General features: G+C 41.8%; 18 protein-coding genes. 16 read left to right on the top strand and 2 right to left on the bottom strand.

Features of this window, described 5'->3' with window-relative positions:
• Nucleotides 1–2: 2 nt before the first annotated feature.
• From BUQ89_RS11215 to BUQ89_RS11185, 7 genes are all read left to right on the top strand, one after another.
• Nucleotides 3–1,217 carry a TIGR03087 family PEP-CTERM/XrtA system glycosyltransferase gene (locus BUQ89_RS11215; RefSeq protein WP_028460753.1) on the top strand — a complete coding sequence of 405 codons (1,215 nt, stop codon included), beginning with the start codon at nt 3–5 and terminating at the stop codon, nt 1,215–1,217.
• Complete coding sequence (gene xrtA, locus BUQ89_RS11210) at nt 1,214–2,785, top strand: exosortase A (protein ID WP_028460752.1); 1,572 nt, start codon at nt 1,214–1,216, stop codon at nt 2,783–2,785. Before BUQ89_RS11215 ends, xrtA begins: the two co-directional genes overlap by 4 nt.
• 61 nt (nt 2,786–2,846) lie before the next feature.
• On the top strand, nt 2,847–4,433 hold the full coding sequence (locus BUQ89_RS11205) for a polysaccharide deacetylase family protein (RefSeq protein WP_028460751.1): 1,587 nt from the start codon (nt 2,847–2,849) through the stop codon (nt 4,431–4,433).
• On the top strand, nt 4,434–5,570 hold the full coding sequence (locus tag BUQ89_RS11200; RefSeq protein ID WP_028460750.1) for a TIGR03088 family PEP-CTERM/XrtA system glycosyltransferase: 1,137 nt from the start codon (nt 4,434–4,436) through the stop codon (nt 5,568–5,570).
• Between the two features lie 30 nt (nt 5,571–5,600).
• Nucleotides 5,601–7,535: an XrtA/PEP-CTERM system amidotransferase gene (locus BUQ89_RS11195; protein WP_028460749.1), complete on the top strand. Its 1,935-nt coding sequence runs from the start codon at nt 5,601–5,603 to the stop codon at nt 7,533–7,535.
• Nucleotides 7,536–7,850: 315 nt separating this feature from the next.
• Nucleotides 7,851–8,522, top strand: coding sequence for a methyltransferase domain-containing protein (locus tag BUQ89_RS11190; protein ID WP_028460748.1), 672 nt, complete (start codon nt 7,851–7,853; stop codon nt 8,520–8,522).
• Entirely contained in the window at nt 8,519–9,493 is a 975-nt protein-coding gene (locus BUQ89_RS11185; protein ID WP_028460747.1) for a phosphotransferase family protein, read from the top strand. The genes BUQ89_RS11190 and BUQ89_RS11185 overlap by 4 nt, the downstream gene beginning before the upstream one ends.
• A 27-nt stretch (nt 9,494–9,520) precedes the next feature.
• Here the strand turns inward: BUQ89_RS11185 and BUQ89_RS11180 are convergent, their stop codons facing one another.
• Nucleotides 9,521–10,009 carry a low molecular weight protein-tyrosine-phosphatase gene (locus BUQ89_RS11180; RefSeq protein ID WP_028460746.1) on the bottom strand — a complete coding sequence of 163 codons (489 nt, stop codon included), beginning with the start codon at nt 10,007–10,009 and terminating at the stop codon, nt 9,521–9,523.
• Nucleotides 10,010–10,413: 404 nt separating this feature from the next.
• Here BUQ89_RS11180 and BUQ89_RS11175 point away from each other — a divergent pair, with 404 nt between their 5' ends.
• The 8 genes from BUQ89_RS11175 to odhB all read left to right on the top strand — a co-directional run bounded on the left by BUQ89_RS11175 (nt 10,414) and on the right by odhB (nt 21,384).
• Complete coding sequence (locus BUQ89_RS11175) at nt 10,414–11,640, top strand: pyridoxal phosphate-dependent aminotransferase (protein ID WP_028460745.1); 1,227 nt, start codon at nt 10,414–10,416, stop codon at nt 11,638–11,640.
• Nucleotides 11,641–11,734: 94 nt separating this feature from the next.
• A complete protein-coding gene (locus tag BUQ89_RS11170) occupies nt 11,735–13,051 on the top strand; it encodes a homoserine dehydrogenase (protein WP_028460744.1) in 1,317 nt (438 codons plus the stop codon).
• 280 nt (nt 13,052–13,331) lie between these two features.
• Complete coding sequence (thrC, locus tag BUQ89_RS11165; protein ID WP_028460743.1) at nt 13,332–14,741, top strand: threonine synthase; 1,410 nt, start codon at nt 13,332–13,334, stop codon at nt 14,739–14,741.
• A gap of 97 nt (nt 14,742–14,838) precedes the next feature.
• Nucleotides 14,839–15,534 carry a succinate dehydrogenase iron-sulfur subunit gene (locus tag BUQ89_RS11160; RefSeq protein ID WP_028460742.1) on the top strand — a complete coding sequence of 232 codons (696 nt, stop codon included), beginning with the start codon at nt 14,839–14,841 and terminating at the stop codon, nt 15,532–15,534.
• On the top strand, nt 15,531–15,764 hold the full coding sequence (locus BUQ89_RS11155) for an FAD assembly factor SdhE (protein WP_028460741.1): 234 nt from the start codon (nt 15,531–15,533) through the stop codon (nt 15,762–15,764). The genes BUQ89_RS11160 and BUQ89_RS11155 overlap by 4 nt, the downstream gene beginning before the upstream one ends.
• A 181-nt stretch (nt 15,765–15,945) precedes the next feature.
• Complete coding sequence (gltA, locus tag BUQ89_RS11150) at nt 15,946–17,247, top strand: citrate synthase (RefSeq protein WP_028460740.1); 1,302 nt, start codon at nt 15,946–15,948, stop codon at nt 17,245–17,247.
• A gap of 27 nt (nt 17,248–17,274) precedes the next feature.
• A complete protein-coding gene (locus tag BUQ89_RS11145) occupies nt 17,275–20,097 on the top strand; it encodes a 2-oxoglutarate dehydrogenase E1 component (RefSeq protein ID WP_028460739.1) in 2,823 nt (940 codons plus the stop codon).
• Nucleotides 20,098–20,115: 18 nt separating this feature from the next.
• Nucleotides 20,116–21,384, top strand: a complete 1,269-nt coding sequence (gene odhB, locus BUQ89_RS11140; RefSeq protein ID WP_028460738.1) for a 2-oxoglutarate dehydrogenase complex dihydrolipoyllysine-residue succinyltransferase — start codon at nt 20,116–20,118, stop codon at nt 21,382–21,384.
• Nucleotides 21,385–21,614: 230 nt separating this feature from the next.
• Here the strand turns inward: odhB and dnaE are convergent, their stop codons facing one another.
• On the bottom strand, nt 21,615–25,139 hold the full coding sequence (dnaE, locus tag BUQ89_RS11135; protein WP_028460737.1) for a DNA polymerase III subunit alpha: 3,525 nt from the start codon (nt 25,137–25,139) through the stop codon (nt 21,615–21,617).
• 140 nt (nt 25,140–25,279) lie between these two features.
• Here dnaE and trhP point away from each other — a divergent pair, with 140 nt between their 5' ends.
• Nucleotides 25,280–26,659, top strand: a complete 1,380-nt coding sequence (gene trhP, locus BUQ89_RS11130) for a prephenate-dependent tRNA uridine(34) hydroxylase TrhP (RefSeq protein WP_028460736.1) — start codon at nt 25,280–25,282, stop codon at nt 26,657–26,659.
• Nucleotides 26,660–26,689 lie beyond the last annotated feature (30 nt).

Raw genomic sequence — 26,689 nt, 5'->3', positions numbered from 1 at the left:
TTATGCAGGAGTTACTTTATTTAACTCATAGAATTCCTTACCCACCTAATAAAGGTGACAAGATACGCTCTTATCATGTACTCCAATACTTGAGCCAGCATTATCATGTTCATTTGGGAACTTTCATTGATGATGCAGAAGATTGGAAACATCTGGATAAGATAAAAGACCTTTGCGGTGAGACCTGTTTCATTAATCTTAATCCTAGAATTGCTCGTATACGTAGTCTTTCCGGGTTGTTTACAAATAGTCCTTTGACTTTGTCCTATTATGGAAATAAGGAATTGCGGGCATGGGTCAATACGCAGCTAGAAACCCGTTCCATCGATAAAATTGTGATCTTTTCATCAGCCATGGCGCAATATGTGCGTGATGCTCAATCTGTTCTTCGCATTATCGATTTTGTTGATATAGATTCCGATAAATGGAAGCAATACGCGCGTACTAAATCTTGGCCTTTCAACTGGATTTATCAACGTGAATCCAATGTATTACTTAATTACGAAAAACAGATTACTCGAGAATTTAATAGTGCAACTTTTGTTTCTGAGAGAGAAGCTGCGCTTTTCAAACAACTTGTGCCGGAAATTGCAGATAAAGTTTCTTATTTTAATAATGGTGTTGATACTGATTATTTTTCACCACAGAATAAGCATCCTAACCCTTACTTAAATGATACCCGTGTTCTTGTATTCACTGGCGCCATGGATTATTGGGCAAATATTGATGCTGTAACATGGTTTGCACATCACGTTTTTCCAGTTATTTATTCTCGTTTTCCGCGCATACAATTTTATATTGTTGGCAGTAGACCAACTAACCAGGTTAAAGCGCTGGCCGCCATTCCGGGGATCATCGTAACGGGCTCAGTGGTTGATGTCAGGCCCTACCTGATTCACGCATCTCTGGCCGTAGCACCGTTACGTATTGCTCGTGGGGTACAGAATAAAGTATTGGAGGCGATGGCGATGGGGAAAACTGTTATTGCTTCTCCACAAGCCATGGAAGGGATACATGCTTTACCGGGCCGGGAATTATATGTTGCCGGCGACGAAAATGAATTTATACGTCAGATCATGATATTACTTACGGGGGAAATAGATGCTGCTATGGGATGTGCGGCCAGGATGCGTGTTTTAGCTGACTATAGTTGGTCAAAGAATCTAGCGCGAATAGATGAATTACTCGTTCAGTCATTAGAGGTACCCGTAGCATGAATACATCAGTCTTATCCGAACATACTCGTGTTGCTGTAGCCGAAAACAATTTAGGTCGGTTAATTTTGATTGTTCTGATCGCCGTCGTTGGGATTCTGGCTATTTATCATCAAACGACCTGGTCAATGGTTTCCGTGTGGTATCGCTCTGAAACTTATGCACATGGTTTTTTGATTTTACCATTCACTATTTACATGATCTGGAACAAGCGTCACTATCTGGCTACCCTCCAGTATCAGCCTAATCTCTGGGCGTTGTCAGTCTTTTTTTTACTGGGACTGGGGTGGGTTGTTGCGGCGCTGGCGAGTGTGCAAGTACTCGCTCAGTATATCCTGGTTGCAATGGTGCCGGCTGCAGTATGTGCGATATTAGGGCATCGCTTTTTTATGGCGACTGCTTTTCCCTTGGCGTATCTTTTTTTTGCCGTTCCTTTCGGCGAAGTGCTTATTCCGCCTTTAATTGATTTTACAGCTAATTTCACAGTTAGTGCATTACGATTAAGCGGTATCCCCGTTTATCGTGAAGGTACCTTTTTCTCAATTCCCAGTGGAAACTGGTCTGTAGTAGAGGCTTGCAGTGGCTTACGTTATTTAATTGCATCCATGACACTTGGAACTTTCTATGCCTATTTGACTTATCACAGTTTAAAGCGTCGATTCATATTTATTGTTCTTTCGATGATTATTCCTATCATTGCTAATGGAATTCGTGCTTATCTGATTGTAATGACGGGCCATTTAAGTGATATGCGCTTGGCTACGGGCGCAGATCATCTGGTTTATGGCTGGCTTTTCTTTGGCATAGTCATGTTATTACTATTCGGGATAGGATCACTGTGGCGTGAAGATAATGAAAGTAGCGTGGTTAAAATTAACCCATGTCCAAAAAATGGAATTACCACCAATGATGGCATTTTATTTAAAAAAACCATCTTAATGGCTGGTACAGTACTTTTTATTGCTTTGATCTGGCCAAGTTATGTCGTTTATCTGGAAAAACAAGCTGTACATGATAGAGATCCCAAAATTGAAATTCCGATCGCATCATCAACATGGGTTGTTCATTCGAATCCCGTCTCTGATTGGGAACCTGTATATGTTGGCACGCCTGCCAGGTTTCAGCAAAGTTATCAGTATGCGGACCACTTAATCAGTCTTTATATTACTCGTTACTATAATCAGCAACAGGGAAATGAATTAATTAATGCTGGGAATTTTCTTGTGCAGGAGAATGGTGCGGATTGGAAAAATATTAGTGAAACGAAGCACTCAATTACGCTGGGTTCAAGAAAAATAGTAATTACCCAGAACCAATTGTATTCGAATTCGGTTAAATTATTAGTTTGGAGGTGGTACTGGCTGGGTGATGATGAAACTACGAATCGTTATCTTGCAAAGGCAATGCTTGCGAAAAACAAATTATTTGGCAATGGCGATGCGGCTGCTGAGATTATAGTTGCTTCGCCCTATGAATATACACCAGATGAGGCGGTTCTGGCATTGCAGGCATTTTTGGATGATATGTTGCCTGTCATTGAAGCTGCTCTTCGTAATGTGAATAATGATTAGCTATAAATAGTTCTTTCAATTTCACCTGACATTTTTTCTGATTAATTTAGACTTGGATGAAATGAAGCATACTAAAATAGTCGTATTTACTGGTGATCTTTCATATTCTGTGCGTAAAGGCATTCTAGTCATTAATCAGTCGATTCCGAACTTGACATGGTTAGTTGTCATCCATGCGCCGGTTAAAAAATCTTGGGAATTATTAGGAAATCAATGGCGAAATTTACATCGTAATGGCTTGAGGTGGATTCCATATCAGTTAATTGACATTTGTCAGCGTATTTTTCTGAAAAAACCACCACTGATTAGTACTGAGTCACCTGGATACCGATATAGCCTGGAAGCTTTTAAGGATAATAGAAACATAATATTACTAGTGGTATCTGATATCCATGCACAGGAAACCTTAGACGCTATTCATCAATTTATTCCTGATTTAGGGCTATCATTGGCATCACCGATCCTTAAAAAGGAATTGTTTTCAATACCCAGGCTTGGCACGCTTAATTTACATAAAGGAAAGCTGCCGGAATACCGAGGAATGCCTCCCGCATTTTGGGAGCTATGGAATAATGAGGATGCGATTGGCTGCACCATTCATTGGGTAGATGAAAAATTAGACAATGGTGCTGTAGTAAAGGAGCAGGTTATTTCAAGACAGACTTATTCCACATTAAAAGGCTTACAATTAACGCTTGACCAGGTTGGCATTAACTTAATGGGTACGGCGGTAAGGGCGGTTCTCACAGAAAACATACATACTTCTCCCCAATCTGATAGCGGGAAAGTGTACAGGAAACCGACCTTAGCACAGATAGCATGCCTTGAACGGAAAATGCGGACAAAACTTGCCATGCCAGGGTCTACACTAAGACGCTGGTTAAAGAACAGCTTTTTTCTTGTGCAGATTTACTGGCAGCGTATGTTGCCACGGCTTTTCAAAAAGCCAAAGATAACTGTACTGCTATATCATCGAGTTACTGATTGTACCCGTGACAATCTTTGTGTGGGAATTGAACAATTTGACCGGCAGATGGCTTTGTTAAGGCGCCACTGTAAGGTATTATCAATACAGGATATTATTAATCGTTCCTGCATTGAATCATCATCAAAACCGGTTGTTTGTGTTACTTTCGATGATGGTTATCTGGATAATTACGAAAACGCCATTCCAATTCTTATAAAGCATGGTATTCCGGCTGCGTTTTTTGTATCCACAGGTATCATATATAAGAATGGTATTTTTCCGCATGATTTGAAACGGAAAAATAAAAAACTTCCGGTGATGACTTGGGATCAATTGCGGATGATGCACCAGGAAGGATTTACTATTGGCTCACATTCTGTTAGTCACATAGATTGTGCGAGCGAAAATGAAGACATCGTGTTTTCTGAGCTGACACAGTCTTTAGCGGATATCAGGAAGGAGTTGGGAATACACGATGTGATATTCGCTTATCCTTATGGTGGTCGCCAGCATATGACACAACAACGACTTCAGTTAGTGAAAGAGATAGGTTATACAGCCTGTTTATCTGCTTACGGAGGAACCAATGACGGTATGGTGGATCGCTATAATATATTACGCTGTGGCATTCACTATGAATTTTCGGATTCGGCGTTTCTTTATCGCTGCCATGGGTTTTAGATGATTACGCCGCAATCACCTTTAATTTTGCATGTTATACATCACCTTGTGATAGGCGGTATGGAAAATGGGCTGGTTAATTTGGTAAATAAATTACCTGCTTCTTGCTTTAGACATGCAATTGTCTGTATTGATCATAGTTCTGATTTTAGTCAGCGTATTATTCGTAAAGATATTAAGGTATATGCTCTGAATCGTTCGGAAAGAGGAATTTGGCCGGTTAGGCGAGATCTGTTTGGATTATGTAAAGCATTAAAACCCAAGATTGTGCATACGCGCAATCTTTCTGGGTTAGATGCATTACTGCCCGCTCGCTTGGCTGGTGTACGTTATTGTCTCCATAGTGAGCATGGCAGAGATGTCAATGATCTGAAAGGTGATAATCAGAAGTTAAGACTACTCAGACGCTTACATAACCCATTAATTAATCAATTTATTACGGTATCGAAAGACTTGCAGCAATATTTGATTAATATTGGAATCAGATCTGAGAAAATTACTCAGGTTTATAATGGCGTTGATACGGAAAGATTCTCCCCAGCTATGAGTAAGCCGCAAAGATTGTTACCTGAGTTTCTTTTAGGGTCTGACAAAATTATTATTGGTACAGTCGGAAGAATACAGGCTGTCAAAGACCAACACGCTTTATTACGGGCCTATCAGGGTTTGCTGGCAAAATACCCTGATCTTGGCCAGAAAGCCTATCTGGTTATAGTGGGTAACGGACCATTGCTTGGTGACCTGAAGGAAAAAGCGATTTCTCTTGGGATATCTCATCGTGTATGGTTTTCTGGAAGTCTGGATACTATTCCTGAAATTTTAAAGACATTTGATATCTTTGTCTTGCCTTCTTTGGCAGAGGGTATCTCTAATACTGTTCTGGAAGCAATGGCAACAGGCTTGCCCGTCATTACTACCAATGTAGGTGGAAATGTTGAGCTGGTTACTGAGGGGTTGAATGGGCGTTTCTTTAGACCGGGAAATATCGAACATCTAAGTGAGTTGATAGCCGAATATACCGCCGATAAAGCACTTTTGAAAAAACATGGTCATGCGGCCCGACAAGCTGTACTGACGCATTTTAGCTTAGCCGCAATGATATCTGGGTATCAAAGAATTTATGAAGCTAACTGCTGATATGAAATAAAAAAAGAAAAGGGGAAGGGTATGTGTGGCATTGTTGGCTTGTTTGATATGCGTGGTAAAAACGAAATTGATCGGCAACAACTCGGACGCATGAATCAGACTCAACTGCACCGTGGGCCTGATGAGGGGGAAATTTATACTGAACCCGGTGTCGGTTTAGGGCATCGTCGCTTGTCTATTATGGATGTTTCTACCGGACAGCAACCGCTTTTCAACGAAGATGCTAGTGTGGTGGTTGTTTTTAATGGTGAGATCTATAATTTTCGGGAACTTAAGGAGGAGCTGCTGTTATTGGGACATCGGTTCCGAACACACTCGGATACTGAAGTAATTGTACATGCCTGGGAAGAATGGGGTGAGCATTGCGTCGATTATTTTCGTGGCATGTTCGCATTCGGTTTGTGGGATCGGAATCAGGAAATTCTTTTTTTAGCACGCGATCGTTTGGGAATAAAACCGCTCTACTATGCGGTACTTGAGAATGGCTTATTTATTTTTTCTTCTGAACTGAAAGCATTGCTTGCACATTCTGATTTTGATCGGACAATGGATCCGTATGCGATTGAGGATTATTTTGCCTATGGATATATCCCGGAACCAAGAACCGTATTTAAACAGGCACTGAAGCTTTCTCCAGCTCACACCCTGAAAGTAAAATGTGGACAGGTTTTGTTAAAACCACATCAATACTGGGATGTTCCATTCGTGCTGCATGATTCAATGGCAGTAGAAGAAGTACAGGAGGAATTGACGATTCGTTTGCGGGAAGCCGTAAATCTGCATTTAATGACTGAGGTACCTTTGGGTGCTTTTCTCTCGGGTGGCGTTGATTCAAGTGCTGTAGTAGCCATGATGAGTGGCTTAATGAAAGAACCAGTCAATACCTGTTCAATTTCTTTTGGCGACCCGGCTTTTAACGAATCCCGATACGCACAAATGGTAGCAGATCGCTATCATACCCGGCATCATATGGAACAGGTAGAACAGGACGATTTTGATCTGATTGATAAACTGGCATCAATATATGATGAGCCTTTTGCGGATAGTTCAGCTATACCGACCTATCGAGTTTGCAAACTGGCTCGAGAACGAGTGACTGTTGTTTTGTCTGGAGATGGCGGTGATGAGAATTTAGCCGGTTACCGACGTTATCGCTGGCATTTATATGAAGAGCACTTACGATCTTTATTATCTTCTGGTATCCGAAAACCTTTGTTTGGTTTGTTGGGAAATATTTACCCCAAGGCTGATTGGGCACCTAGAGCATTTCGTGCGAAAGCAACCTTTGAAGCGTTGGCCAGAGATTCTGTAGAAGGTTATTTTCACAGTGTTTCTATTACAGGGGATAAAATGCGGCAACGTTTATTCACAAATTCCTTTAAACATAGCCTACAGGGCTATCAGGCAATAATGGTATTGCGGGATTATGCGAATAAATGTCCTACGCAAGACCCCTTATCTCGCGTGCAATACCTGGATATGAAAACGTACCTTGTGGGTGATATTTTGACCAAGGTAGATAGAGCCAGTATGGCTCATGCGTTGGAGGTAAGAGTTCCTCTGCTTGATCATAAACTGGTCGAGTGGATATCTGGACTGCCACCTGCACTTAAGCTAAATGGCGGTGAAGGTAAATATATTTTCAAGAAGGCATTGGAACCCTATCTTCCAAACGATATCCTTTATCGAGATAAGATGGGTTTTTCTGTACCTTTAGCAAGTTGGTTTAGAGGTGCGTTGAGCCAGAGAGTTCGTAAGGCAATACTTGGCCCAGTTTTGACTGAGACCGGTATTTTTAATATGATTTTTCTAGAAGAGATGCTTGACCAACATCAATCAGGAAGGCGCGACTATAGTGCCCTTTTGTGGGCATTATTGATGTTTGAGTCTTTTTTACGTAATGTGCTCTATGGAGACAATATGCTGGATTATGGGAAAGGATTTGGAGTAGCTTGATTATACTGATTCTTTATATATTTTTGATTGCAGGTCCAATGGCTTTTTAACCCAGATTTTCCATTAGGAATTTCCCAATAACGAAAAACTAATGGAATGAATAGCCTACATCAAAACAATCAGGAAGAAAAACTTGCAAATTAAAGCAACCATAATTTAGAGAATTCCAAATGTATTCAATAGGTTCTTCTAATGGCTTCCATTAGGAAATTCTCCTAATGGAAAATTTGGGTTTAATATTGCTTGATTATTTCCAGGTACGTTTATTTTAGAATCGATCAGCTTTTTAAGGGTTTATACAGGAGAGGAATTTGAATGGGAAATAAATCGAATGGTCATAGCTGGGATCCCAGTAGGCATTATAAGGATGTTAAAGTAGCAAAAGACTATGATCGAATCCGTTTCTCAAGCTTATCGGGACGCGTATTTAATAATCAAGAGAAACAGATCATTCGGGAATGTTTTCAAGATTTGCCACGTGATACGGTTGTTTTGGATTTGCCGTGTGGTACGGGTCGCCTTGCGGATATACTGCTTGAATCTGGTTTAAGAGTGCATGGTGCAGACATTTCAGATGAAATGCTTGTTGTCGCAAATGAGCGCTTGGCAAATTATGGTGAATTTTTTACGACTGAAGTAATCGATGCATTTAAATTGAGTGGAAAAGAACCTCAATTTGAAGCAGCGTTATGCGCGCGCGTTTTGATGCATTTTCCGCTTCAAACACAAATTGAATTTTTACGAGGGGTGGCATCCATTACGCGTAAAAGAATAGTGATTAATCATTCCTTGAATTCTCCTTATCAACGCTTCAGGCGTTGGATAAAAAAATTACTGGGTCATCCAAGATCGGCAAATTATCCTGTTTCAAATAGCGAAATTAAACAGCTGTTAGCTGAATCAGGATTTGTTGAAGTGAAGCGTAGGCGAATTAACTCTTTAATTAGTGAAGCCGTATATATTATTGCGGAAAGATCCACTGAATGAAGCAGTTTGTTTCGCGCTGGCTTTGTAGGAGTTATGCCTTTTGGGATCTGGCGTGTTATGCCTGTGATAGTCATGATGGCTGGGATATATCGTATTGCGACTGGCGTAATAATTCAATTGTCGCAATTGCAACCTGTCGACGGTGTCATGCGAAGCAGTTTCTAAAAAAAAACCGTCGCTTCGGGGTTGAGCATAACGGTGATGCCAGATTGGGGTATGAGACACTGCGTCTGGTACACAGCCGATACGTAAATATGCCGCCTTTTTTATTACCCCAGGCTTATCGCTTTTCATTTGGATCTTCCGCATTCTCAATGGAATATATTCATGGGGTCAGCATGGATGAAAAGATACGACAGGCAGGAAAAATAGAAGATTTTAATGACTGCTTGCGACTATCCGCAGCGTGGTTACGAGAATTACATCATGCTCCACTTTCCAATGACACAGTAATTGGAAACAATCCTGCAACAATGCTACAAACGCTTGAAAAAGATTGTGATTTGCTGATAAATCGGAATAAAGCGGTAGTGCAGGCATTGATATTAATGCGGGATGGTTTGAGCTGCCTTAATGAGAAAACGATAAAATACGTACCGCTACACGGTGATTTTAAGGCGTCAAATCTAATATGTACGCCACAAGAAAAAATATATGGTATTGATTTTGTACTAGCTTTCAGAAATTCTGGAGGAATGGATATCGCTCAGTTCTTTATTGATATGCTTCTTAATCGACGTGCTATAAAGACAATGACTAGTGCCAGTGGTGATTTGGAACAGATTTTAGATGTATTTTTAGAATCTTATGGTGATAATAGTCAGAAAAATAAACGACATATTGCCTGGTGGTTATTGTATTTTTTATTTTCTCGTTGGAAGGCAGATCTGAATAGTTTTAAGTCTTCGTTATTCGCAGTCAGAGGCTATGATCGAGTGCTTTCTGACATACTGAAGGTGTATGGTATCTAAAGTTATGTGTAGTATGAATTTCCCAACTTATTTGCAAATGTGTTCAAGTAATCCTTGGCTTGCCATTTCTACCATATCCAATACATTCTCAAAGCCGTGAAGTCCGCCATAATAAGGGTCTGCGATTTCTCTACAGGAATGGGAGTGCTGACAGTATTCCATTAACAAAGCGAGTTTATAATTGTATTGTATCGGACAGCGTTCCTGAAGTATGGCAAGATTAGCATTATCCATCGCAAGAATATAATCAAAATCAATAAAATCGTGTGGTTGGATAGCTCGTGCGCGTAATGCATGCATGCTGTAACCACGTTGCAGTGCCGTATTCTGTGCGCGTTGATCAGGCGGCTCACCAATGTGATAGGCATGCGTGCCGGCAGAATCGACATAGATTTTATTTTCTAAACGACTATCCTTGATTTTCTTCCTGAATACGGCATCTGCAGTAGGTGACCGGCATATATTACCCATACACACGAAGAGAACCTTAATTATCTTACTTTCTTTAACTGTCATTATCGCTCTACTCTATAGCGTGCTGTGAATTTAGTATATTATACCGTGTTCTAATGGGCTGCTGTTTTATTACATTTCTGGATATTCAGAGATAGATACTATCATTCATCACTTGTAAGATAATAAAATTGGTTTTTCAGGTATTTCAAAATAGCTCTGTCGAGTAATCCGCATTATTCCTTTAAATTAATCAACGATTCTGTTTAATCAATAAAGTGACAAGATAGATGCTGATTAATTCTGGGAATCCAGATTCATGAAGATTGTGCTCAGACGATCAGTGAAATGTTGAATTTGCGACTGGTTAATGGGTCATGTAATATTGCATGCCTTCGTTTATGACAAGATTAAGCTAGCCTAACGACACGCTTCTTTCTTTATATCTCAGGGGTTTTTATATAACTATGCGACCAATATTGAAATCTAGCAAACTTGCCAATGTCTGTTATGACATTCGTGGTCCCGTGCTAGAGCGTGCCAGACAGATGGAAGAGGATGGTCACCACATTATAAAGCTTAATATTGGTAATCCTGCGACATTTGGTTTTGATGCGCCTGAGGAAATTTTGCAAGATGTCATTCGCAATCTGAGTGCTGCTTCAGGTTACTGTGATTCCAAAGGATTATTTGCTGCGCGTAAAGCGATTATGCATTACACGCAAGAGAAGCAAATTCGTAATGTACAAATGGAAGACATTTATATTGGTAACGGTGTTTCCGAATTAGTTGTCATAACCATGCAAGCTCTCTTAGAGGATGGCGATGAAATATTGATCCCGGTGCCTGATTATCCACTATGGACCGCTGCGGCTGTGCTCTCAGGCGGCGTAGCACAACATTATTTATGCGATGAACAATCGGGCTGGTTGCCTGATCTGGATGATATTCGCGCTAAAATCACGTCTAAAACGCGTGCCATAGTTATTATCAATCCTAATAATCCAACCGGTGCACTTTATCCAAAGGATTTATTGTGTGAAATAATTGAGATCGCTCGTCAGCACCAGCTCATTATTTATGCAGACGAGATTTACGATAAGATATTATATGGCGATGCAGTGCATACTTCAGTTGCTTCACTGGCAGATGATGTATTGTTTATTACATTTAATGGATTGTCGAAAAATTATCGTGCTGCAGGATTTCGATCTGGATGGGCCGTTGTTTCAGGCGAAAAGAGCCATGCTCAAGATTATATTGCAGGATTAAATATGTTGGCTTCAATGCGTTTGTGTGCCAACGTTCCATCACAGTTTGGAATTCAAACGGCACTGGGTGGTTACCAGAGTATTTATGATTTGACTATGCCTACCGGGAGACTCATGCGTCAGCGTGATGTGGCTTGGAAATTGCTCACGGATATTCCTGGTGTTACCTGCTTTAAGCCTCAAGCGGCATTATATTTGTTTCCGCGATTGGATCCGAAAATCTACCCCATCACAAATGATCAGCAGTTTGTGCTTGATCTATTGTTAGAAGAAAAGGTTTTACTGGTGCAAGGCAGTGGTTTTAATTGGCCATTTCCAGATCATTTTCGTTTGGTCTTTTTACCAAATGTTGATGATCTTACGGAGGCGATTGATCGTATTGCCCACTTTCTCCAACGTTATCGTAAGCGTCACGGAACATGATTTTGGTATTTTTAATAGCTGTGCATATTTCATAATGGCTTGTTTTATCAAATATTACACATTTTTATCCGTCTTTTTTTTTAAAATTTAAAATATGAAACCCATTAATATTGGTTTGTTAGGAATAGGTACAGTAGGTAGTGGCACGTTTGCCGTCCTTAAGCGTAATCGAGAAGAGATTGCGCGTCGTGCAGGGCGCGAAATTGTTATTAAGATCATTGCAGATCGTGATTTAGAAAAAGCGCGCTGTCTAGCAGGTGATGGCATTGTTGTTACTGATAATGTTTACGAGGTCATTGAGCACCCTGATATTGATATTGTGGTAGAGCTGATAGGGGGGCTGACGATTGCCAGAGAATTAATACTTAAAGCTATCGCACAAGGTAAGCATGTTGTTACTGCCAATAAAGCATTGTTAGCCTCATACGGCACAGAAATATTTGCGGCGGCACATGAGAAAGGAGTGATGGTTGCATTTGAGGCGGCAGTAGCAGGGGGTATTCCTATAATCAAGGCATTACGGGAGGGACTTACAGCTAACCGGTTGGAATGGATCGCGGGTATTATCAATGGTACTGCGAATTTTATTTTGTCAGAAATGCGTGAGAAAGGCTTGCCATTCGAAACCGTATTAGACCAAGCAAAACAGCTTGGTTATGCCGAAGCTGATCCTGCGTATGATATTGAAGGTATTGACGCTGCGCATAAGATCACGATTATGGCAGCGATTGCGTTTGGTATTCCCGTGCAATTTGATAAGGCTTATATTGAGGGAATCACGAAACTGACTCGAGAAGATATCCGTTATGCAGAAGAACTGGGATATCGTATAAAATTATTAGGGATCACTAAGCGTGTTAGCAGCGGTATCGAGCTGCGTGTTCATCCTACCTTAATTCCTGTCAGACGATTGATTGCTAATGTGGAAGGTGTGATGAATGCAATCGTTGTTAAAGGTGATGCAGTGGGTACTACCTTGTACTATGGTGCTGGTGCCGGTGCTGAACCAACTGCTAGCTCTGTAATTGCTGATCTAGTGGATGTAACACGTATGCACACTGCCGATCCTATGCATCGGGTTCCTTCACTTTCTTTTCAGCCCGACTTACTATCAGATACGCCCGTTATATCTATGGACGAAGTAGAGACTTCCTATTATCTGAGGATGCATGCAGTCGATCAGTCAGGCGTGCTTGCAGATATCACGAGGATACTGGCCAATTTCGATATCTCCATCAATGCCATGATACAGAAGGAACCTGATGAGCATGAAGATAAGGCGAGTATTATTATCCTGACTCATTTAACAATAGAGAAAAATATTAATGCGGCTATTGCCAAGATTGAGGCATTGCCTGTGATAATGGGCCAGGTAATACGCATTCGTATAGAAGAATTAAATAATAAATGAAGTTGAGAAAATGATAAGTGTGTTATTTTCAAGGTGAGCATCTTTTATGATGCTTCCATTTATTGCGATACGATTGGAAAAGGTATTTGTGGAGCCGATGGCGTATTTTAGTCTATTGACTTATTAGATGAGGATGTAGCTTGAAAATATTCGTTCTTTACACATCTAGTTTTCATGATAAGCAATGGGACTTGATAACGGTGACCCATCGTGATTTTTAAAATGGTTAGTACGGATATAATTGCTCTTGTTCCGTATCATTCTATTTTCCAGGATTATTATGCACTATATTTCTACCCGTGGTGGAATGCCACCAAAGTCTTTTTCTGACATACTTCTGAGTGGTCTGTCCCCTGATGGTGGATTAGCTATTCCTGAGCTATATCCACGAATCGATGCTGCTGAGCTGGAAAGATGGCGTAAGCTGAGCTATCAATCACTTGCATTTGAGATATTGACCCGCTTTATTGATGATATTCCAGAGACTGATTTACGCGGTATCATTGAGCGTACTTATACGCCCGAGTTATTTGGTAATGCTGACATTACTCCCCTGAAAACATTGGAGCCAGGGCTACATATTCTGGGTTTGTCTAATGGACCTACGTTGGCATTCAAGGATATTGCGATGCAATTACTTGGCAATCTTTTTGAGTATGCACTGGAGAAAACGGGTGATGCATTAAATATTCTTGGCGCGACCTCGGGTGATACTGGTTCCAGCGCAGAGTATGCGATGCGTGGAAAACAACGTATTCGCGTATTTATGCTTTCTCCATTGGGGAAGATGAGTCGCTTTCAGACCGCTCAGATGTTTTCCTTACAGGATCAAAATATTTTTAATATCGCCATACGTGGTGTATTCGACGATTGTCAAGACATCGTTAAAGCGGTTAGTAACGATCATCAGTTTAAACAGAAATACCATATTGGCACGGTTAATTCCATTAACTGGGCCCGTATCGTAGCTCAGATCATCTATTATTTTAAAGGTTATTTTGCAGCGACTCATTCAAATCATGAGCAAGTTGCATTTGCAGTGCCTTCCGGAAATTTCGGTAATATTTGTGCAGGTCATGTGGCACGCATGATGGGCTTGCCCATTAAGCAGCTAATATTGGCGACTAATGAAAATGATGTGCTGGATGAATTTTTTAGAACCGGGATTTATCGTCCTCGTGCTACCATGGAAACGCATCATACAAGCAGTCCGTCGATGGATATTTCCAAGGCGTCTAATTTTGAACGTTTTGTTTTTGATTTAACTGAAAGAAGGGCAGACAAGGTTGCTGAGTTGTGGCGAGGGGTGGATAGAGGAGAGGCCTTTGATCTTTCCGCCACCCCCTTCTGGGACAATATACGCCGCTTTGGTTTTGTTTCTGGTAGCAGTCATCATGCGGCACGTATTGCTACGATACGAAAATTTTATCAACAATATAATGTAATAGTAGATCCACATACTGCAGATGGTTTAAAAGTTGGACTGGAACATCGCGAAACAGATATCCCACTTATTTGTCTGGAAACAGCACAACCAGCAAAATTTTCTGAAAGTATTGTTGAAGCTATTGGATGTGAGCCGGATTGCCCGGCTGGTTATGATAATTTAGAAAATCTATCACAGCGATATGATGTAAAAGATGTCGATATTAGTGCAATTAAAGCTTATATTGCGGAACGATGCGAATAAATTTAGCCTAGCTGCTCTTGCTTAAGTTATTGTGCTGCAAAATTAAATCTATTATTCTTGATCGTCAGTTTGTTAACCAACTCATCAGGAGGCCGTTATGAGATTTTCAATCTATCGCTATGATCCCGATAAAGATAGTGAACCCTATATGCAAGACTATGATATCGAGTTGGGGGCAACCGATAAAATGTTGTTGGATGCATTGATACGGATCAAATCTGTAGATGATAGTTTAAGTCTGAGACGTTCTTGTCGTGAGGGTGTGTGTGGTTCTGACGGGATGAATATTAACGGTCGTAATGGATTAGCTTGTATTACTCCGATTAGGAGTTTAAAAGAGCCAATAGAAATACGCCCATTACCAGGACTGCCTGTTATTCGTGATTTGATTGTAGATATGAGTCAATTTTTCAAGCAATATCACTCAATCAAGCCTTATCTAATTAATAATGATCCGCCGCCGGAAACTGAACGGCTTCAGTCACCTGAAGATAGAGCTAAATTGGACGGGGCCTATGAATGTATTTTATGTGCATGCTGTTCCACGGCATGCCCTTCATTTTGGTGGAATCCCGATAAATTTGTGGGGCCTGCAGGATTATTACAAGCTTATCGATTTCTCGCGGATAGTCGAGATCAGGCGACCGCTGAACGACTGGACAATTTGGAAGATCCATACCGTTTATTTCGCTGTCATTCGATTATGAATTGTGTGGATTCTTGTCCCAAGGAGTTAAATCCAACCAATGCTATCGGGAAAATAAAAGATATGATGGTTAAAAGAATGGTATGAAGGAACTCGAACGTGCTCGCTGGCGCTGTCGACGCGGGCTGCTTGAATTGGATATTGTTTTGCATCGTTTTATGGATGAGTACTACATTCAGCTGGACGAAACGGAATTGAAGCAATTTGAAAATCTATTATTGCTTTCCGATAATGATTTGTGGGATATGATTACTGCCAAAAAGATAATAGAAGATCGTAATTTGCAGTCAGTTTTAGGACTTCTGCAAAAGAGCTAATCTGGGTATGATGGGAATTTACAGCATAAACGAGATATTGGGGTAATAGTTTGTTACTGATATCGCTTGTAATGAGAGATAGTCCTTGCTCTGATAATTTTCTGATCTGGCTGTAGATATGGATTCTCTTATACTGAGCAGTGCTTATTAACAGATTAAAATGCAATAAGTGGAGAATGACATGGTACAAAAAGGTACAGCAACCTTAGATTTTGGGAAGGGTGGTCAATCAATAGAACTTCCTGTCATATCTGGTACTATGGGACCAGATGTAGTAGATATTCGTACACTGCATGCTAAGAGCGGTATGTTTACTTATGATCCTGGCTATATTTCTACTGCTAGCAGCAGCTCTGAAATAACATTTATTGATGGTGACGAGGGAATATTGCTGTATCGTGGATATCCGATTGAGCAGTTGGCAGCACAATGCGATTTTATTGACGTCTGTTATCTGCTGATGAATGGTGAATTGCCCACAAGTGAGCAAAAAACTTCGTTTGATAACACCATCAAGAATCACTCTATGCTGCACGAGCAGCTGGTTAAATTTTATACGGGTTTTCGACGTGATGCGCATCCAATGGCATTAATGGTCGGTGTGGTTGGCGCATTGTCTGCGTTTTATCACGAAGCAATGGATATTACTAATGCTGCGCATCGCGAGCAATCCGCCTTTCGCTTGATCGCAAAGCTGCCAACGATTGCTGCTATGGCTTATAAGTACAATATCGGCCAGCCTTTTATCTATCCTCGTAATAATTTAAGTTATGCTGAAAATTTCTTGCATATGATGTTTGCGGTGCCAACGGAAGAATATAAGCTTAACCCTGTCCTTGTACGCGCTTTGGATCGGATTCTGATCTTGCACGCTGATCATGAACAGAACGCTTCTACGTCTACCGTACGTCTGGCTGGATCCAGCGGCGCCAACCCCTATGCCTGTATTTCGGCAGGCATTGCTTGTTTATGGGGGCCAGCACATGGCGGTGCAAATGAAGCCTGCTTGAACATGTTAGAAGAGATTGGTGATGTTTCACGGATTGATGAATACATCCAACGTGCTAAAAATAAGGATGACCCTTATCGATTGATGGGGTTTGGTCACCGAGTGTATAAAAATTTTGATCCGCGTGCAAAACTGATGCGGGAAACCTGCCATGAAGTATTAAATGAATTGGGTTTACAGAATGATCGTTTATTCAAATTAGCGCTTCAACTGGAGAAAATAGCGCTTGAAGATGAATATTTTATTTCCAGAAAGCTCTATCCGAATGTGGATTTTTACTCGGGTATTGTACAGCGTGCGCTGGGAATCCCGACCTTTATGTTTACTGCTATCTTTGCCATGGCGCGCACTGTAGGCTGGGTAGCTCAGTGGAGTGAAATGATTTCCGATCCGAACCATAGGATAGGACGTCCTCGCCAACTCTATACTGGAATCACCATGCGCAATATCCCTTCAGCTGCATTACGTAAATAGCTTTATTTCCAAGTGGGGCTGCCGGCCATGAATAAGCAATTATTCGAAGATTCCCTGTTATTTGGTTCGAATGCACCTTTTATTGAGGTGCTTTATGAAAAATATCTGCATAATCCAATGTCAGTAACGCCGGCCTGGCGTAATTATTTTGACAGGATTCAGGATACACAAGAGACGATTACAGAGAATCAATCACGTGATGCAATAGTGAGACCACAACTCATGTCTCATGTTGATCAGGATTATAGTTCAGAAGTTATACGTATTGATACGAATGACCGCAAACAGATCGCGGTATTGCAGCTGATCAATATGCATCGGTATTTAGGCGTGCGTCAGGCCCAACTGGACCCCCTCAGATGCATGGAAAGACCAGACCCTCCAGAGCTTGACCCATTCTATTATGGATTGGCTGATCATGATATGGACACGGTATTTAATACGGGTTCGTTAGTGGGTCCCGATTATGCAACGCTACAGGAAATATTACGGTTATTGCGGCAAACTTACTGTGGTACGGTTGGTGTTGAATATATGTATATTGCTGATGTTGAGCAGAAACGTTGGATACAGGCTCAACTGGAGGGAAAACGCTCTCGACCTAGTTATTCTCCAGAGTATAAACGCCATATTCTGGAGCGACTGAATGCGGCAGAAGGCTTAGAGAAATACTTGCATACCCGCTATATGGGACAGAAACGTTTTTCGGGAGAAGGTAACGAAAGTCTGATCCCACTGCTGGATTGCTTGCTGCAGCGTGCAGGTCAAATGGGTGTACAGGCAATTGTGATGGGTATGGCCCACCGTGCAAGGCTGAATGTATTGGTTAATACCCTGGGAAAAATGCCTGCTGATCTTTTTCGGGAATTTGAAGAAGACCATATAGAAGAACTCCCTTCGGGTGATGTTAAATATCATCAAGGATTCTCCTCAGCAATTATGACTCCTGGAGGTATTGTTCGTTTAGCACTTGCCTTTAATCCTTCGCATCTTGAAATTGTTAATCCGGTTGTCGAGGGTTCGGTGCGGGCTCGTCAGTATCGATTGAACGATAAACTCGGTAACCTGGTATTGCCCGTATTACTTCATGGCGATGCAGCCTTTGCCGGGCAGGGCGTTGTGATGGAAACACTCAATCTATCACAGACACGAGGTTATGGTACGGGAGGTACCGTCCATATCATCATCAATAATCAGATTGGTTTTACTACTTCTGATTCTAGTGAAAGTCGTTCTACACTTTACTGCACTGATGTAGCAAAAATGATAGAGGCGCCAATTTTTCATGTTAATGGCGATGATCCAGAAGCAGTGACTATGGTGACCGAGATTGCGCTGGACTTTCGAATGCGGTTTCATAGAGATGTGGTAATCGATATGGTATGTTTTCGTCGTCTTGGCCATAATGAGCAAGATGAGCCCATGGTGGCCCAGCCAGCAATGTATAAAATTATCAGGGAACATCCTGGTACACGTAAGCTTTACGCAGATAGACTGGAAGCTGAAGGTGTGATTCAGGCGGGTGAAGCGGATGATATGGTGCAGGCCTATCGCAATGCAATGGATACAGGAATTAATCCCAACAAAAGTGTTTGTTATAAATATAAATCACCTTATTCAGTAAATTGGGCCCCCTTTCTGAAACCGACTAAGTGGAATCAGAAGGTAAAAACAGGATTACCTATAAAAGAACTGAAATATCTGGCACTACGACTGACTGATATTCCGGATAAATTTAAATTGCATGCCCGGGTCGAGAAGATTATCGATGACCGCCGCTCGATGGGCGAAGGGACACTCCCTCTTGACTGGGGTATGGCAGAAAGCTTGGCTTATGCTGCACTCTTGCAGGATGGTTATCCGGTACGTATTTCAGGACAGGATTCCGAACGGGGTACATTTTTCCACCGACATGCTGTTTTACATAATCAAAGCCCAGAACGTGAAGATGATCGTATTCATGTTCCTTTGTACTATATTTCACCTAAACAAGCCGATTTTGCAGTGATCAATTCATTGCTGTCGGAAGAAGCTGTATTGGGTTTTGAATATGGTTATGCTACAGCTCAGCCTAATGAACTTATAATTTGGGAAGCGCAATTCGGTGATTTTTCCAATGGTGCACAGGTTGTCATAGATCAATTTATTGCCTCTGGGGAAGCTAAATGGGGTCGGTTATGTGGTTTGGTAATGATGCTGCCACATGGCTATGAAGGACAGGGGCCTGAACATTCCTCAGCGCGATTAGAACGTTATTTGCAATTATGTGCAGATTACAATATTCAGGTTTGTATTCCATCAACGCCTGCACAGATGTTTCATCTGTTGCGACGTCAGATGATTCGGCCGATCCGTAAGCCACTGATTATTATGAGCCCGAAAAGCATGTTGCGACATAAACAATCTGTGTCAAGTCTTAATGAGCTTGCTAGTGGCGTCTTTCAGCCCGTGATTTCAGAAATGGAAAAGCTGGATACTAGGAAAATCCGACGTGTTATTGTTTGCAGTGGAAAAATTTACTATGAGTTGCTGGCTTATCGTCAGGAGAAGAAAATCACGGATATGGCCATCATTCGTATTGAGCAACTTTATCCATTTCCACACGAGGATTTTCAAGCTGAAATAGAACGCTATGCTGAGGCAGACGAGGTGGTTTGGTGCCAGGAAGAACCCGGTAATCAAGGAGCCTGGCATCGGATTCAACATTATCTTTTACGACACACGCGGCCAAATCAGGTTCTTGGTTATGCGTTGCGTCCTTCATCTGCATCACCGGCTGATGGCTATCTAGCAAGACACAAATTCAAACAGAATGAATTAATTGTAGCCGCATTCAGAGAGAAAATTTAGAGAGAGGAAAATACTATCATGCTAGTTGAAGTCAAAGTACCTGCGTTATCTGAATCAGTGGCGGAAGCAACGTTGGTTTCCTGGCATAAGAAACAGGGTGAATATGTAAAACGAGATGAAAATTTAATTGATGTTGAGACCGACAAGGTTGTCCTCGAGCTACCAGCACCACAGGCGGGTGTATTGATAAAAATTATTAAGGATGATGGTGCAACCGTGGTAGGTGGAGAGGTCATAGCTAAAATAGATACCGACGCGCAGGCTGAGATCGTATCCGAGCCGACTGAGTCGTCTGTTGCGCGTACGGAATCATCGCAATTAAAGTCTGCGGCTACAGCAGATGAACATGATGATGCCCTGATCGCTCGAAATACCGATAAAAATATGCCCGTGATGATGCCGGCAGCGAAGAAGATCGCGGCAGAAAGTGATCTGGAAGCGACAGAAATAGACGCAATTAGAGGTACAGGACGGGGTGAACGTATTACTAAAGAAGATGTGCAGGCGTATGTGCAGAATAAATCTGACCGGTCTTTAAAAGATCAGGTAGCGTCGGTTCCGGTTGATACTGATGAATCAACGGGTGAGCGTGTTGATAGAAGGGTGGCTATGTCGCGTTTGCGAATGCGCATTGCGGAGCGCTTGGTGCAGTCTCAAGCTACTGCGGCCATACTCACTACTTTTAATGAAGTCAATATGCAGGCGATTATTGACTTGCGTACGCGTTACAAGCATGAATTCGAAAGAGAATATGGTGTAAAACTTGGCTTTACCTCATTTTTTGTTAAAGCCGTTGTTGCGGCACTGAAAAAGTTTCCTATTATTAATGCTTCGGTAGAAGGTCATGATATTATTTATCATGATTATTATGATGTTGGCATTGCTGTTGGGAGTCCACGTGGTTTGGTCGTGCCTATTATTCGTGATGCGGATCGTTTATCACTTGTCGAAATTGAAAGGCAAATAGCTGATCTTGCTAAACGTGCTCAGGATGGTCGACTGACTATTGAAGAGCTGACAGGGGGTACTTTTACCATTACCAATGGGGGCGTATTTGGTTCAATGCTGTCTACTCCGATTATTAATCCGCCACAAAGTGCCATTCTGGGTATTCATGCAACGAAGGAGCGTCCTGTCGTTGAAAATGGCCAGATAGTCATTCGGCCTATGAATTATCTTGCACTATCTTATGATCATCGGATTATAGATGGCCGCGAAGCAGTATTGTCGCTCGTTGCAATGAAGGAAGCATTGGAATATCCGATGAGCCCGCTGCTGGAATTGTGATAAATGAGATTGATGTATTGAGACCTTTGTAAAAGCCCTCGTCAGAAGTCTTAGTATATTGATTATAAATAATTAATTTTAAACTATTGGGGGTTTGCAAAGACCTCGTGTCTTGGAAATCAATTGGCTTGTTATCCTTGATATGCGTGGAAAGTGCGCGGGCTTGATCGATCGGGACGCATAAGGTTTTTTAGCAATATTGCGATTTTGTATCGGATGGATGTTTGAATTTAATAAATTATCTGGATATTTTTTTCCTGAAAGTGGACAGATAAGGATTGTAGTAAATCATCGTGTAGGCTTACTTTCCAGTGAGAACCTAGTTCAAGTTCACAAACCGCACTTTGATTTTGATAAACGATCGAGATAGGGCAGTATAGGCGCTCATTATTTGTATTGTTTTTATCGAGACCAGGGGTATTATTCTGATCACAGTAAGGCGTGAGTAACGCTTTCAGCCTGGAAGTCGGAGTTAGGGATAATTGATCGCAATATAATTTGATCTGTTTGGCATAGCGCGAGCGGGCGCTTGCGAGATCATATAATTTCTCGGCTGTGATTCTTAACTCGTTGTTATTATCATTATTATAGCCTCTATAATTGATTTTAGCTTCTACTATGAGGAGCTGGTCTTCTTTCAATCGGTCTCGGTTAACACTGAATAGCTCGTTAAAAACAACCAATTCTATACGCGTATTGCCATCATCAAGAACAATAATACCCATTCTTCCCCGACGAGTCATTTGTGTGCGCACAGAGTAAACAATGCCGGCCAGAAGTTGCGATTCTCGTTGAGAATTTAGACGATCTAGTCGAGTAGGTATAAACTGTTTGAGTTCTTCCGCATAGGTAGTAAAAGGATGTCCGCTTAGATAAAAACCCAGCCCTAGTTTTTCATTTTGTAATTTTTCTCTGTCGGACCACTGGACTATGTCATTTAGTTGAGGGCGCAATAATGCGTTTTCACCATCCGTAAACAAGCTAGTTTGACTAACTGTGCGACTAATCTGTTCAGCTGATTCGATGATAATGTCAATGGATGCCAGCAAACTGGCACGGTTGGGATTGCTGGCATCAAATGCACCAACGCGAACGAGCGATTCCATGACACGCCGATTGACAATACGTCTGTCTACCCGACAACAAAAATCGAATAAATCAGTAAATAACCCATTCTGATCGCGTTCTTGGGTAATACTTGCAATGGCTGTTTCACCTGTTCCTTTTACCGCTCCCAGGCCATATCTGATCGTGTTCTTATCGACGGGTATGAAGCGATAGCTGGACAGATTGATTTCTGGTGGGAGAATGATAAGTCCATTGGACAGGCTATCTTCAATGAATGTATGTACTTTGTCGGTGTCATCCATATCAGCTGACAAAGAGGCGGCCATGAACTCGGCCAGATAATGTGTTTTAAGATAGGCAGTCTGGAATGCGATTAAGGCATAAGCGGCGGCATGAGATTTATTAAAGCCATAACCTGCAAATTTCTCCATCAAACCAAATAGTTCGATTGCCTTTTGCTCGGTTAAATCGTTAGTCATTGCACCTGAAACAAAGATATCGCGCTGTTGTGCCATTTCCTCAACTTTTTTCTTGCCCATCGCACGGCGCAATAAATCGGCACTGCCAAGGCTGTAACCGCCGATTACCTGTGCGATCTGCATGACCTGTTCCTGATAAATCATCACTCCATAGGTTGGACTCAGTATGGGTTGCAAACGAGGATCAAGATACTCAACTCGTTTTCCATGCTTGCGTTCTATAAATTCGGGAATGAGATCCATTGGTCCTGGGCGATATAATGCTACCAGCGCTATAATGTCCTCGAAACAATCCGGCTTTGCCTTCTGCAATAGATCTTTCATACCACGTGATTCGAACTGAAAGACGCCAACGGCATTGCCTTGTCGCAGTAATGCATAAGTTGCGGCATCATTTAATGGCAGGTTTTCCAGTGTAAAAGGTTCCGTACGCGGTGTGGTGAGGGTATGATGACGTATTGCTGAGTCTTGCTGCCTGATGTACGCGACTGCGCGATCCAGGATTGTCAGAGTGCGTAATCCAAGAAAGTCAAATTTTACCAAGCCAATTTTCTCAACATCATCCTTATCTAATTGGCTAACAACTGAGTCGCCCGATTCAGTGCAATATACAGGACAAAAATCGGTAATTTTTCCTGGTGATATTAATACCCCGCCAGCATGCATGCCGACATTACGGGTAAGTCCTTCAAGATTTTCGGCGAGCTCGAGCAGATTACGCACATCTTCCTCTTCATGTGCGCGTTGATTTAATTGTGGCTCTACGGCACGCGCTTTTTTTAATGTCATGCCCAATTCAAACGGTACTAATTTTGCTAGCTGGTCGACAAAATTATAAGGTAAATCGAGTACACGGCCCACATCACGGACCACTGCTTTTGCTGCCATGGTGCCAAATGTGACAATCTGTGAGACGCTTTCAGTGCCATAACGTTGCTTGACATATTCGATGACGTGTTCGCGTCTGTCTTGGCAAAAATCAATATCAAAATCTGGCATCGATACTCGTTCTGGATTGAGGAAACGTTCAAACAATAAATCGTAACGCAATGGATCAAGATCAGTAATGCCCAAAGAATAGGCAACCAGAGAGCCTGCTCCGGAACCCCTGCCGGGACCAACCGGCACATTATTCTTCTTAGCCCAATTGATGAAATCAGCCACAATCAGAAAATACCCGGCAAAGCCCATTTGTATAATTGTACTCACTTCAAAATCTGTTCTTGCGCGATATTTAGGCCATTGTGTGCTACGTTCATTAGCATCTGGAAAGCGCGCTTCGATGCGCTCTTTTAATCCGATCAGCACCTGATCGCGTAAGTAGTGTTCCAGACTTTCATTATTAGGAGTGGGGAATAAGGGTAATTGATTAACACCTAGCTTCAGTACAAGATTGCAACGTTTTGCGATCTCTACGCTATTGACAAGTGCAGCGGGAATATCTGCGAATAAGGTAGCTATTTCTTCCTGTGTCTTGAAGTATTGTTGCTCAGTAAAATTTTTTGGACGTCGTCGATCCCCCAATACGTAACCCTCTGCGATGCATACGCGTGCTTCGTGTGCTCTATAGTCATTTGGATTTAAAAACTGTACTGATTGGGTTGCGACGACAGGTAAATCCAAATTTGATGCTAGCATGAGCGAATGCTGTACGAGTGCCTCTTCATTGAGGTAGCCATCTCTTTGTATTTCAATATAGAAGCGCTCAGGAAACAAATCTGCCCACTGTTGGGCCTGTTCTACGGCTTGTGACAGGTTATTCTGCATTAGAAGCTGGCCGGTATCACCAAAACGTGCACCTGATAAGGCAATCAGTCCATCGGTTCCATGTTCATTCTGATCAAACCATGATCGCTTGATTTCAGCTCTCCCACGATATTGGTTTGTGCGATAAGCATTGGATAACAAGCGACATAGCAATAGATATCCGGAATAGGACTGACAAAGAAGCAAAAGACGTGCAGGTTTATCACGATTAACTTCATTGCTAATCCAAACATCGCATCCAATAATCGGCTTTATCCCTCTTCTGCAGGCACTCTGGTAGAATTTTACGAGACCAAATAGATTGGAAAGATCAGTCAGCGCCAGTGCTGGCATACCGTCCGCAGTTGCTTTTGAGACAGCTTCATCAATACGGATAGTGCTGTCCAGAATAGAGTATTCGCTATGTAATCGTAAATGAATAAAAACAGGATTGATAGACATGATGTTACAATTCAAAATGGAGTAGTTGATTTTCTGTATGTTGCAGCAAACAAGATGCGGTTATTTTGATATCGCATCACTGTCGGCTTATAGACTGGTCATCACTCAAATTCCCTGAAAACCAATATCAATTTTACACCATGTTGAAAGCTCCTGAACTTTTACTACCTGCTGGCTCATTAGAGAAAATGCGTGCCGCTTTTGCTTTTGGCGCGGATGCTGTTTATGCGGGTCAACCACGTTATTCCATGCGCGCTCGTAATAACGAATTTGATCTGGAACGACTTGAAATAGGTATTGCTGAAGCGCATGCGATGAATAAAAAGTTTCATGTCGCTAGTAATATCATGCCACATAACGCAAAGATTAAAACTTATGTGGCAGATATGACACCGGTGATTGCCTTGAAGCCGGACGCACTGATTATGGCTGATCCAGGATTGATTTTACTTGTGCGAGAGAAATGGCCCGAGATTCCTATTCATTTGTCTGTCCAGGCGAATACGGTTAATTATATGGGTGTAAAATTCTGGCAAAAAATAGGCTTGACACGCGTGATTTTGTCACGAGAACTCTCACTTGATGAAATTGCACAAATTCGGGATCTCTGTCCGGATATGGAGATAGAAGTATTTGTTCATGGTGCCCTGTGTATTGCTTATTCTGGACGTTGCTTATTATCCGGTTACTTTAATCACCGGGACCCTAATCAGGGGACCTGTACTAATTCATGTCGCTGGGATTATAAGGTTAAATCAGCCGAGGAAAATGCAAGCGGTGATATCCAGCCGACAGAAAAAATTGATTTTGACTTTAACCAGGCACTCATGCAATCGAACAGTCAGTCAGATTTTACAGATCAGGGCGCTGGACGTGAAACATTTCAACGTCATCCTGCTGCTGATCAGGTCTATCTGATAGAAGAAAAGGAGCGGCCTGGTCAGTTGATGCCTATTCTGGAGGATGAGCACGGTACCTATATTATGAATTCCAAAGATCTACGGGCAGTAGAACATGTTGAGCGATTGGTCAGTATCGGCATAGATTCACTCAAAATCGAAGGTCGTACCAAATCGCTATATTATGTTGCACGAACTGCACAGGTTTATCGTCAGGCTATCGATGATGCGCTGGCAAAGCGACCATTCGATCCATCATTGCTGGGTGAGTTGGAAGGGCTGGCAAATCGTGGCTATACCGATGGCTTTTATCAGCGACACCATACTAATGAGATGCAAAATTATCTGCGTGGACATTCGGAATCAAATCGCAGTCAGTATGTCGGTAATATCACGGGTTTCGATAAAACCAGTGGTATGGCTGATGTATTGGTAAAAAATCGTTTTGAGGTGGGTGACCGCTTAGAAATTGTTCATCCTTCCGGCAACCAGATTATCGAATTATCACACATGCAAGATAGCAATGGTAATGCGGTTAGAGTAGCGCCTGGAAGTGGCCACCGAGTTAAAATCCCTTTGCCCGGTCAGATGGATAATGCATTTGTGGTTAAGTTTTTATGATTAGTAGAGAATGATGGCAATATCTTATTG

Source organism: Nitrosomonas cryotolerans ATCC 49181 (genome assembly GCF_900143275.1).
Taxonomy (GTDB): Bacteria; Pseudomonadota; Gammaproteobacteria; order Burkholderiales; family Nitrosomonadaceae; genus Nitrosomonas; species Nitrosomonas cryotolerans.
The sequence above is the reverse complement of the archived record's forward strand: the minus strand, read 5'-3'. Positions and strand labels throughout refer to the sequence as shown.

Coding starts and splice junctions, on each gene's coding strand:
- BUQ89_RS11215 (WP_028460753.1), top strand. CDS start 3: ATGCAGGAGTTACTTTATTTAACTCATAGAATTCCTTACCCACCTAAT.
- xrtA (WP_028460752.1), top strand. CDS start 1,214: ATGAATACATCAGTCTTATCCGAACATACTCGTGTTGCTGTAGCCGAA.
- BUQ89_RS11205 (WP_028460751.1), top strand. CDS start 2,847: ATGAAGCATACTAAAATAGTCGTATTTACTGGTGATCTTTCATATTCT.
- BUQ89_RS11200 (WP_028460750.1), top strand. CDS start 4,434: ATGATTACGCCGCAATCACCTTTAATTTTGCATGTTATACATCACCTT.
- BUQ89_RS11195 (WP_028460749.1), top strand. CDS start 5,601: ATGTGTGGCATTGTTGGCTTGTTTGATATGCGTGGTAAAAACGAAATT.
- BUQ89_RS11190 (WP_028460748.1), top strand. CDS start 7,851: ATGGGAAATAAATCGAATGGTCATAGCTGGGATCCCAGTAGGCATTAT.
- BUQ89_RS11185 (WP_028460747.1), top strand. CDS start 8,519: ATGAAGCAGTTTGTTTCGCGCTGGCTTTGTAGGAGTTATGCCTTTTGG.
- BUQ89_RS11180 (WP_028460746.1), bottom strand. CDS start 10,009: ATGACAGTTAAAGAAAGTAAGATAATTAAGGTTCTCTTCGTGTGTATG.
- BUQ89_RS11175 (WP_028460745.1), top strand. CDS start 10,414: ATGCGACCAATATTGAAATCTAGCAAACTTGCCAATGTCTGTTATGAC.
- BUQ89_RS11170 (WP_028460744.1), top strand. CDS start 11,735: ATGAAACCCATTAATATTGGTTTGTTAGGAATAGGTACAGTAGGTAGT.
- thrC (WP_028460743.1), top strand. CDS start 13,332: ATGCACTATATTTCTACCCGTGGTGGAATGCCACCAAAGTCTTTTTCT.
- BUQ89_RS11160 (WP_028460742.1), top strand. CDS start 14,839: ATGAGATTTTCAATCTATCGCTATGATCCCGATAAAGATAGTGAACCC.
- BUQ89_RS11155 (WP_028460741.1), top strand. CDS start 15,531: ATGAAGGAACTCGAACGTGCTCGCTGGCGCTGTCGACGCGGGCTGCTT.
- gltA (WP_028460740.1), top strand. CDS start 15,946: ATGGTACAAAAAGGTACAGCAACCTTAGATTTTGGGAAGGGTGGTCAA.
- BUQ89_RS11145 (WP_028460739.1), top strand. CDS start 17,275: ATGAATAAGCAATTATTCGAAGATTCCCTGTTATTTGGTTCGAATGCA.
- odhB (WP_028460738.1), top strand. CDS start 20,116: ATGCTAGTTGAAGTCAAAGTACCTGCGTTATCTGAATCAGTGGCGGAA.
- dnaE (WP_028460737.1), bottom strand. CDS start 25,139: ATGTCTATCAATCCTGTTTTTATTCATTTACGATTACATAGCGAATAC.
- trhP (WP_028460736.1), top strand. CDS start 25,280: ATGTTGAAAGCTCCTGAACTTTTACTACCTGCTGGCTCATTAGAGAAA.